Below are 9,108 nucleotides of genomic sequence, written 5' to 3'. Positions count from 1 at the left end.
AGGGGGGTGGGGGCTGGGGAGGAGCGGCGGCGGGAGGGGCGAGGCATGGCGGCGATCCCGAGGAAGCGGACGGGATCGTAACGGATTATAGGAAAAAATTCAAAGATTTAAATTCGCAGCAAGTGTTATAACATAGAAAAATATTGTCCAGATGTTAATACAGGCACGCCAAACAGACCACAAAGATCGTGCACAGTTGCAAAATTCGGCGAGATATGATCGGAAATAACGCCGAAGTTTCGTGCACTAGCAGTAGCGGTAATAAATATAGCTGTTTGATTTCCAGTCAATATTGATCGTGCTATCGGATTGGATGCCACAGCATTACAACGCCTATATACCTCGTCATCCAGATCACAAACACAAGATCGCGGTTTAATGAAAGGAAACACTAGCATTACATCATCACGAAAACGCCTCTCTTCATGATGACAAATATGGAATGCCCGTGCATTACATTGCGAAACGCAATGCGCTATCCGCTCATTACTTTGCGACTGAAAAATTGAAAGAGCCGTTCGATAATCTATCATCCAGCCATGAACAGGCGGCAGAGTCATTGGCCAATAGCCGCCTCGATCCGGCGAGCAGCCAGCGAAAAGGCCTTCTGCTGCAGTCCGATAGAAAGTCCAATCCCTTCAACTACATCATGAGCATCTATTATATTTTTATCTATCGCGCTTTTCGATAGAAACACAGAAAGATAGCCGATTTCATTTAATCTTTTGGCATGTACGGCAGCAACGTTGCTGTTTCCAAAAACTTTTCTCTCGATTTCTTTTTCATTGCCGGGATTGGCGAGGAAATCTTCCCTCCATGCCAAATATTCTCTCCTCGAGATATATCCCAATTCAACCAAACGGATGCCAGCTGCATGCCTACTGAGGAGCGTTCGCGCGGAAGTAGCGCTGATAAATGCGCGCGTATCTGCGCGCATATCACGCGAAAAACCTTCCGCCACTTGGGAGAAGGTATTCCTTGGCGCCAAAAATTCTGCAGCGAATACGTTACAAGATCGCTCAATGTCGTTTTTGGCTTCGAAGGGATTCGACACTCCCTCTAATCCGAGCAAAAAATGTCCGATTTCGTGAGCAAGCGTAAAAAGCTGAGCCTTTCTTGATAAAATTGATCTGCTAACAAAAATGGTCGGTAAGCCTGCGTCGGGATTAACATAGAATCCCATATAATCTTCTGGGGCATCATTGACGTTCAAGACGACGCCCTGCCCCTCAAAGAACAACCGAAGCGCGCTCGCAAATTTTTGCTCGGGAGCCCCAAAGAAATTAAGAATTGAAGCTCGCGGACCAAGCCAATCATCAAATAGCGATCGCACTAGCATTGCCATTTTATCTGGGGAGCGAGCATCACGAATATTGGCTAAAAAATTTCTGGGCCGATATCCCAGAGCTATCGCTAACTGCCGTGAGTATGTCGAAATTTTTTCTGCAGAAAACAGAACACGCAGTGCTCTTGGACTTAGCGCCGCGGGAGTCGGATTGCGTTTACGAAAGTCATGTGGAAGCGGCTCAAGATTCGGGATAGCATCATTGAATAATGCATAGAGAGGCACACCGTATGCCCCTGCCAATCTTTCCATTTGCTTGCGGGATGGCTCTCGATCCCCACTTTCGATTTCGCTGAGACGATTAAGCGAGATAGCCGTAAATTCGGCTACCTCTGCTATATTAAGCTTGCGCTGCTCTCGAATGATTCGAAGCGCGCGCTGGTTTGGCAATGCTCCCACGTGAGGCATTATGACGTCGTACAGTGACTTTTCAAGCCTACTTCAGCTTGGCGTTGGCATCGGGATCGGCCTCTCTGTGTTTAGAGCACCAATAGAATTGCGAGCATCGCGCCTTTCGCGGAGCATGAATGCAGAAATCGATGCCCTTGAAGGGATAGGTACAAGTTTTGCTAAAAACAAAAGGCGTGATCTTATGGATCTTAGATTTGAATTTCTATCAATTATAGCTGAATTAGAACAAGAACAACATCCATATATGATTTTTATTGTACTAGGCTCTTTAATTAATTTGCTTTCTTTAATTGTTTGTACATTATTTTCCGACAAAAACGCCAGCGCATTGGAAGAGTCATTATTTTTATTTGTGTCTGTTGGATGGTTTACTATTCTAGTATTCATCTTGGAGATCTTGGCACGATTGAGATTGAACCCAATTTCAAGAAAATTTATTTCTATCCAGTCCCAGAGAGCCACCCCCGGAAACTTCTGATTTAGCGCCGCTCATTTGTTTTTCCCCGCCGCAACAACGTCAACCCGTCGATGTCACTCCCATCGTGGTTCCAATCCAGTGCCTGCTGCCGTACCACCTCCAGCCCTTCCTTCGCCGCGTAATGCGCCATCAGGCCGAGGCTCAGGAAGTTGCGCCAATGCGGGTGTTGCCGGAAGTCGCGCGTCGGGAAGCGGTGCTCGTTGGAATGGTGCAGGAAGGCGTGGCCGCCGGGGCGCAGCGCCCGGCTTGTCTCGCGCAGATAGGCGCGCACCACGTCGCTGTCGAAATGCACCATGGCGTCGAAGCAGAAGAGGAAGCTGAGCGAGGCGTCCGGCACCGGCAGGGTGCAGCCATCGGTCGGGCTGTAGGCGATGCGCGGGTCGGCGCCGAAGCGGCGGCGGCAGGCATCCAGGTTGCCCGCGTGGAGATCGACGATGTGCAGGTGCCCGGCCAGCGGCAGCAGGCGCGCCGCGTGGCGGCCGTGGCCGGCGGCGAGGTCCAGGGTGTGGGCGAGGTCGATCCCGGTCGCCTCGATCCGCAGGAAGGGCAGGATGATGCCCTGCCACTGGGCCTCGGCGGCGGATTCCGCCTCGGCGTAGTAGGCGGCCTCGATCCAGTCCCGCCCGACATCGCGGGCCGCGGCGAGGGTGGCGTCTGACACGGACATGCCCCTGCCCTACCCTGCCCTCCCTTCCCGACAATGACCGACATCCCCCGACGCCTGCCGGCATCGCGGCCCCGGGCCCGGCCGCCGCACCCTGCCCTTGCCTTGGCCCTGGCCGCTGCCCGGCCGAGGCCTGGCACCGGACGGCCGTGACGGCCCTCTGTCCCATGGCGCTGGACCGGGGCCCCCGCGACGCCGCGCGGCGGTGTCGCGGGGATCACCGATAGGGGGCTTCGCCCCCTTCGCGGGGTGCGGGGCGGCGCCCCGGCCTCACCCCATTGACCGCGTCCCGCCCCCAAGGTTTGTAAACCCCATGCACCTCCTCTCGGGCCAGGCCCGCACCGCCGGCATCCTCGGCTGGCCCGTCGATCATTCCCGCTCGCCGCGGCTGCACGGGCTGTGGCTGCGCCGGCACGGGATCGACGGCGCCTACCTGCCCCTGCCGGTGCGGCCCGAGCGGTTCGCCGAGTCGGTCCGGGCGCTGGCCGATCTCGGCTTCCGCGGCGCCAACGTCACCATCCCGCACAAGGAGGCGGCCTTCGCCGTCTGCGACCGGGTGGATGCCACGGCGCACCGGGCCGGGGCGGTGAACACGCTGGTCTTCCGCGACGGCGCGATCGAGGGCTCGAACACCGATGGCTGGGGGTTCCTGGCGAATTGCGCCGAGGCGGTGCCGGGCTGGCGGGCGGATGCGGGGCCGGTGGTGATCCTCGGCGCCGGCGGTTCGGCCCGGGCGGTGGCGGCGGCGCTGCTCGATGCCGGCTGCCCGCGCGTCACGCTGGTCAACCGCACCCCGGCGCGGGCGGAGGCGCTGGCGCGGGCGCTGGGCGGGCCGGTCGCGGTCGCCGACCGGCCGCCGCTCGAGGGGGCGGCGATGCTGGTGAACACCACCTCGCTCGGCATGTCGGGGCAGCCGGGGCCGGCGATCGACCTGGCGCCGCTGCCGGCGGGGGCGGTGGTGGCCGATATCGTCTACGTGCCGCGGGAGACGGCGCTGCTGGCGGCGGCGCGGGCGCGGGGGCTTGCCGCGGTGGAGGGGCTCGGGATGCTGTTGCACCAGGCGCGGCCGGGCTTCGCGGCCTGGTTCGGGGTGACGCCGGCGGTGGATGACGAACTGCGGGCGGTGGTGGGCGGCGACATCCCTCTCCATTGGCCCACCCATGGGCCCACCCACGGGCCGGCGCGATGAAGCTCATCGGCCTCACCGGCGGCATCGGCATGGGCAAGTCCACCGCCGCCGCCAGCTTCCGCCGGCTGCATGTGCCGGTCTTCGATGCGGATGCGGCGGTGCATGCGCTGCAGGGGCCGGGCGGCCGGGCCGTCGCGCCCATCGCCGCCGCCTTTCCCGGCACGGTGACGGAGGGGCCGGGCGGCCGGCGGGTGGACCGGGAGGCGCTGCGCCGCGCCGTGCTCGGCCACCCCGAGGCGCTGCGGCGGCTGGAGCGGATCGTGCATCCGCTGGTGCGCGATGCCGAGCGGCGCTTCCTCGCCGCAGCGCGGCGGCGCGGCGAGCGGCTGGTGGTGCTCGACATCCCGCTGCTGTTCGAGACGGGCGGCGAGGGGCGGTGCGACCGCGTCGTCGTCGTCACCGCGCCGGCCGCGGTGCAGCGCCATCGGGTGCTGCGCCGGCCCGGCATGACGGAGGAGCGGCTGCGCTACATCCTGGGCCGGCAGGTGCCGGACCGGGAGAAGCGGCGCCGGGCCGATCATCTCGTCCATACCGGCCTGTCGCGCCATGCGGCGCAGCGGGCGATCCGCCGGCTCGTCCGGGAGATCCGCGGCGCATGAGGCGGACCAGGGAGGGGGCCGCCCCGCGGCCCGCGGGGCCGGGCGCCCGGATGGGCGCCGCGGCTCATGCCGCGCCGCCAAGCCGCCGCAGGCAGCGCCCGGCGATTGAGGGACACCGCCTATGAGACAGCTCGTGCTCGACACCGAGACCACCGGCCTCGACCCGGCGACGGGCGACCGGGTGATCGAGATCGCGGCGATCGAGATCGTCAACCTGGTGCCGACCGGCCGGCACTACCACACCCTGCTCGACCCCGAGCGCGACGTGCCGGAGGAGAGCACGCGGGTGCATGGCTTCACCGCGGCCGACCTGGCGGGGAAGCCGAAATTCCCCGAGGTGGTGGGGGAATTCCTCGATTTCCTCGGCGATGCGCCGATCATCGCGCACAACGCGCCCTTCGATTTCGGCTTCCTCGATGCCGAGCTGCGGCGCGCCGGCCATCCGGCGCTCGACCGGGCGCGGATGGTGGACAGCCTGGCCGTCGCCAAGAAGCGTTTCCCCGGCCTGCCGAACAGCCTGGACGCGCTGTGCCGGCGGCTCGGCGTCGACAACTCCATGCGCACCAGCCACAACGCGCTGCTCGACGTGAAGCTGCTGGCGCAGGTCTATCTGGAGCTGATGGGCGGCAAGCAGCCCGGCTTCGCGCTGGCGGCGCAGATCGCCGCGCCGACGGTCTCGCTCGGCGGGCTGGCGCGGGAGCGGGTGCCGCGGCCGATCCGGCCGAGCGCGGCGGAGATCGCGGCGCATGCCGCCTTCCTGCGGAAGGTGAAGGACCCGCTCTGGCTGCAGCCGCCCTTTGCCGAGGGCGAGACGGGCTGATCCGCCCGGCTTGCGTCGCCGCGCAGCGCGGGTAGCCTTCCCGCGCAGAAAATCGCAGGAGGGAACGCATGGGCCAGGTCCAGGGCAAGGTCGCGCTCGTCACCGGCGCGGCGGCGGGCATCGGCGCCGCCATCGCCAGCACGCTCGGGCGGGAGGGGGCGCGGGTGGTCCTCACCGATCTCGACGACCGCCGCGGCGAGGACGTGGCCGCCGGCATCCGCAACAAGGGGGGCGAGGCGCTCTACCTGCACCAGGACGTGACGGAGGAGGCGCGCTGGCCGGAGATCATCGGCGAGGTGGAGCGGCGCTACGGCCGGCTCGACATCCTGGTCGCCAATGCCGGCATCGCCATCATCAGCACCGTCACCGGCATGTCGCTGGCCGATTGGCGCAAGCAGATGGCGGTGAACGTGGACGGCGTGTTCCTCACCGCCAAGTACGGCATCCCGCTGATGCGGCAATCCGGCGAGGGCGGCTCGATCGTCATGATCTCCTCGGTCGCGGGGCTGCGCGGCTCGGCCGGGCTGGCGGGGTATTCGGCGACCAAGGGGGCGGTGCGGCTCTTCGCCAAGTCGGTGGCGCTCGAATGCGCCGGGGCGCGCGACAACATCCGCTGCAACAGCGTCCATCCCGGCATCATCGCCACCGAGATCTGGGAGAAGATGCCGGTGGGCGCGCAGGATGCGCGGGCCAATGCGCCGATCGACCCGCAGGTGGTGGCGGCGGCGGGCGTGCCGACGGGCAAGCTCGGCACGCCGCAGGACATCGCCGATGGCGTGCTGTTCCTGGCCTCGGATGCCTCGCAGTACATCACCGGGTCGGAGCTGGTGATCGATGCGGGGATGATGGCCGGGCGGCTGGGGAATCTCGCGGCGCGGTAGAGGTGGTTGGAGCGCATGGGATATGCCATATGTATATCCCATGCGGGATGCTCCCACCATGACCCGGACCCGCCTGTTCCAGAACAACCGATCGCAGGCCGTGCGGCTGCCGAAGGACGTTGCCTTCCCGCCCGGCGTGCAGGAGGTGGCGGTGATCCGCGACGGCCGGGGGCGCCTCATCCTGCCGGCCGATGCGCTCTGGGATGACGTCTTCGACGCGCCGGGCATCGACCTGCCCGAGCGCGCGCAGCCGCCGCACGAGGTGCGCGAGAGCTTCTGATGCTCCGGCACATGCTGGACACCCATCTCTGCATCCGCGTGCTGCGCGACCGGCCGCTCGGGCTGCGGTCGCGCTTCAACGCCGAGGTGGAGACGCTGTGCATCTCCACCATCACGCTGACCGAGCTGTTGCACGACGCCGCGAAATCCGCCCGCCCCGCGGAGAACCGGCGCGCGGTGGCGGGCTTCGCCGCCCGCCTCGCCGTCCTGCCCTTCGACGAGGCGGCCGCGGCGCATGCCGGCGAGATCACCACCGTGCTGGAGCGGCAGGGCCGGATCATCGGCCCCTATGACCTGCTGATCGCCGGCCATGCCCGCAGCCGCGGCCTTGTCGTCGTCACCGACCATCTCGGCGAGTTCCGCCGGGTGGACGGGCTGCGGGCGGAGGATTGGCTGGCGGAGGCCTGACATTAACGGCATGAATGGACCATTCATGCCTTTGGTATAAGCTCGACTTTGGCCATTTTCGATGAGCCGCGGGCACAAGCTTCTCTGACTTTCGCGCTGGTCTTCGGAAATTTGCTTGGTAGCTGTGAGGCTTTCTGGTGATGTCGTGGGCTATAGCCGGAGAGGAAAAATCGGGCCGCAGCACTCCAAAGTCGAGGCGGCAGAACGCCTTATGTTGCCGGACAACTGGGAAATTGGCCAAATTCGAGCTGAGGGGCCGTTGATGGGTCAACATCAACGGCCGTTAGCATTAGATCAATTGGGCAAACGATCCACACGCGGAAGACAGATCATAAATAGAACCAATCCATCCTGCCCGACGAGCCGTGTCACGCAGCGGCTTGCGAGGTTTGAACATCTCTGGTCGTTGCAAGTCCGCCGACAGATAGTAGATGGCATAATCCGACTTATCGGCGGAGATCAGCACAAGAAACAGCGGAAAGTAGATCCCCGCTTCCATCCGCTCTCGCTGCGGACCCCATGCCGCTCCAAGTATGGTTCTGGGAAGGACATCGACTGTCTTTGCCGTGATGACCTTCACCTGGGCGGATAACCACAAAAATCGCAGATAACGTCCGGACATTTGAAGTTCGACGGCAACCTCGCCAGGGTCCGGTGGCGCTTGCAGCAGGGGCGCCGGCAGTCCTTCGCTACTCGCTCTTCGCCGAATATGCCGAGAGTTTGCCGCTCTGTAGTCATACTGACTGCCTGGATTGCGGTCGCGCCTCAATGCCGAGACACATATACATTGCTGCTTTGACAAGAAAAATGATCAGATATCCGCCTCGGTTTGCACTAGGGCTTAACTCGAATGTAACCGGGAATGCTTGCTATTCCACCACGCACATTGAGCCGAGCGCCTCTAATAAGGTGCGGACAATTTAGGTATTCGTCTTCTGTGGCGAAAAAGACATAGCCATTTGTATCGAATAGCGCACCAGGAAAGCGCTCCAACAGCATATAGAAATCACCAGTTTCTCGATAAAGCGCATGGGCTGCGCCGACTCGCCACTTTTCGTTTAACTTTGCTCCAGTGACTTGCCTCCTATGCACCTCTTCCTTCTTCTCACTAACGGGAATGGAGGTTGGCGATGGAATTCGTCCGGCTGCATGTTGCTCCTCTGCTCGATCGTGCCCATCCGCAACTCGCATCCCCTTTACCACCCCTACCCCCGCCGCCACCGCCTCCTGCAACAACCACGCATCCCCACCCCAGGCGATCAGCCGGAACCCATCCGCCACCGCCTGCCGTGCCTCTGGCTCCCCCGTCACCAGCCGCCCCAGCCCCTTCCCATGCGCCTTCGCTGCGGCGCAGATCCGCCGGGTCGCCTCCCGGAACCGCGGATGCTCGAATTCCCCCGGGATGCCGAGCGAGGCGGAGAGGTCGAAATGCCCGACCCAGAGCGCATCCACCCCCTCCAGCGCCGCGATCGCCCCGGCCTGCTCCACCCCCTCGGCGGTCTCGATCATCAGGATCAGCACCGTGCGCTCATTCGCCGTGGCCAGCGCCTCGGCGGCGGGCGCGGCGCGGTAATTGTCGTGCGCGATGCGCAGCGCCACGCCGCGCCGGCCGAGCGGCGGGTATTTCAGCGCCGCGACGGCGGCCCGCGCCACCTCCAGGCTGCCCACCAGCGGCAGCATCACCCCCTCGGCGCCGATATCGGCGATGCGCGCCACGTCATGCGCCTCGCGCGAGGGGATGCGCACCAGCGTCGGGATGCCGCCGGCCTCGAGGAAGCGCAGCCCGGCCTTCACCGTCTCCTCCGAGAAGCCACTGTGCTCCATGTCGAGGAAGGCGAAGTCGCAGCCCGCGCCGGCGAGGATATGGCCGATGCCGGGGGTGACGAACTCCACCAGGAAGGTGCCCGCCGCCAGCTCGCCGGATCGGACCATCTGCTTCAGTGATTTTTTCATCATCCCCTCCCCGTTCATCGTGAAAATCCGGGCCGGGCCTTGATTTGCCCGCACCCCCCGAGCGTGCCTAACTGCAACAGG

General features: G+C 63.7%; 11 protein-coding genes. 7 read left to right on the top strand and 4 right to left on the bottom strand.

Annotation, left to right across the window (positions count from 1 at the left end; genetic code table 11):
* Positions 1 to 556: 556 nt before the first annotated feature.
* Positions 557 to 1,744, bottom strand: a complete 1,188-nt coding sequence (locus tag DOO78_RS18610; RefSeq protein WP_165838971.1) for a helix-turn-helix domain-containing protein — start codon at positions 1,742 to 1,744, stop codon at positions 557 to 559.
* 124 nt (positions 1,745 to 1,868) lie between these two features.
* Between DOO78_RS18610 and DOO78_RS27125 the strand changes: the two genes are divergently transcribed.
* Positions 1,869 to 2,234, top strand: a complete 366-nt coding sequence (locus DOO78_RS27125) for a hypothetical protein (RefSeq protein ID WP_128080089.1) — start codon at positions 1,869 to 1,871, stop codon at positions 2,232 to 2,234.
* A gap of 1 nt (position 2,235) precedes the next feature.
* Here DOO78_RS27125 and DOO78_RS18605 read toward each other — a convergent pair whose 3' ends face one another.
* Complete coding sequence (locus DOO78_RS18605; protein WP_165838970.1) at positions 2,236 to 2,895, bottom strand: class I SAM-dependent methyltransferase; 660 nt, start codon at positions 2,893 to 2,895, stop codon at positions 2,236 to 2,238.
* A 316-nt stretch (positions 2,896 to 3,211) separates the two neighbouring features.
* On the opposite strand from DOO78_RS18605, the gene DOO78_RS18600 reads away from it, so the two are divergent.
* From DOO78_RS18600 to vapC, 6 genes are all read left to right on the top strand, one after another.
* Positions 3,212 to 4,087, top strand: coding sequence for a shikimate dehydrogenase (locus DOO78_RS18600; RefSeq protein ID WP_111471367.1), 876 nt, complete (start codon positions 3,212 to 3,214; stop codon positions 4,085 to 4,087).
* Entirely contained in the window at positions 4,084 to 4,686 is a 603-nt protein-coding gene (gene coaE, locus DOO78_RS18595; protein WP_111471366.1) for a dephospho-CoA kinase, read from the top strand. Before DOO78_RS18600 ends, coaE begins: the two co-directional genes overlap by 4 nt.
* A gap of 121 nt (positions 4,687 to 4,807) precedes the next feature.
* On the top strand, positions 4,808 to 5,506 hold the full coding sequence (gene dnaQ / locus DOO78_RS18590; RefSeq protein ID WP_111471365.1) for a DNA polymerase III subunit epsilon: 699 nt from the start codon (positions 4,808 to 4,810) through the stop codon (positions 5,504 to 5,506).
* A 68-nt stretch (positions 5,507 to 5,574) separates the two neighbouring features.
* On the top strand, positions 5,575 to 6,387 hold the full coding sequence (locus tag DOO78_RS18585) for a glucose 1-dehydrogenase (protein ID WP_111471364.1): 813 nt from the start codon (positions 5,575 to 5,577) through the stop codon (positions 6,385 to 6,387).
* Between the two features lie 58 nt (positions 6,388 to 6,445).
* Entirely contained in the window at positions 6,446 to 6,667 is a 222-nt protein-coding gene (gene vapB / locus DOO78_RS18580) for a type II toxin-antitoxin system VapB family antitoxin (protein ID WP_111471363.1), read from the top strand.
* Positions 6,667 to 7,074: a tRNA(fMet)-specific endonuclease VapC gene (gene vapC, locus DOO78_RS18575; RefSeq protein ID WP_111471362.1), complete on the top strand. Its 408-nt coding sequence runs from the start codon at positions 6,667 to 6,669 to the stop codon at positions 7,072 to 7,074. Before vapB ends, vapC begins: the two co-directional genes overlap by 1 nt.
* 289 nt (positions 7,075 to 7,363) lie before the next feature.
* Here the strand turns inward: vapC and DOO78_RS18570 are convergent, their stop codons facing one another.
* The gene (locus DOO78_RS18570) at positions 7,364 to 7,696 is read right to left on the bottom strand and encodes a DpnI domain-containing protein (protein WP_207802965.1); all 333 of its coding nucleotides are present in this window, start codon (positions 7,694 to 7,696) and stop codon (positions 7,364 to 7,366) included.
* Positions 7,697 to 7,908: 212 nt separating this feature from the next.
* Positions 7,909 to 9,045, bottom strand: a complete 1,137-nt coding sequence (locus tag DOO78_RS18565) for an HpcH/HpaI aldolase family protein (protein ID WP_207802964.1) — start codon at positions 9,043 to 9,045, stop codon at positions 7,909 to 7,911.
* Positions 9,046 to 9,108: the final 63 nt, after the last annotated feature.

This window comes from Roseicella frigidaeris (assembly GCF_003258945.1).
Taxonomy (GTDB): domain Bacteria; phylum Pseudomonadota; class Alphaproteobacteria; order Acetobacterales; family Acetobacteraceae; genus Paracraurococcus; species Paracraurococcus frigidaeris.
The sequence above is the reverse complement of the archived record's forward strand: the minus strand, read 5'-3'. Positions and strand labels throughout refer to the sequence as shown.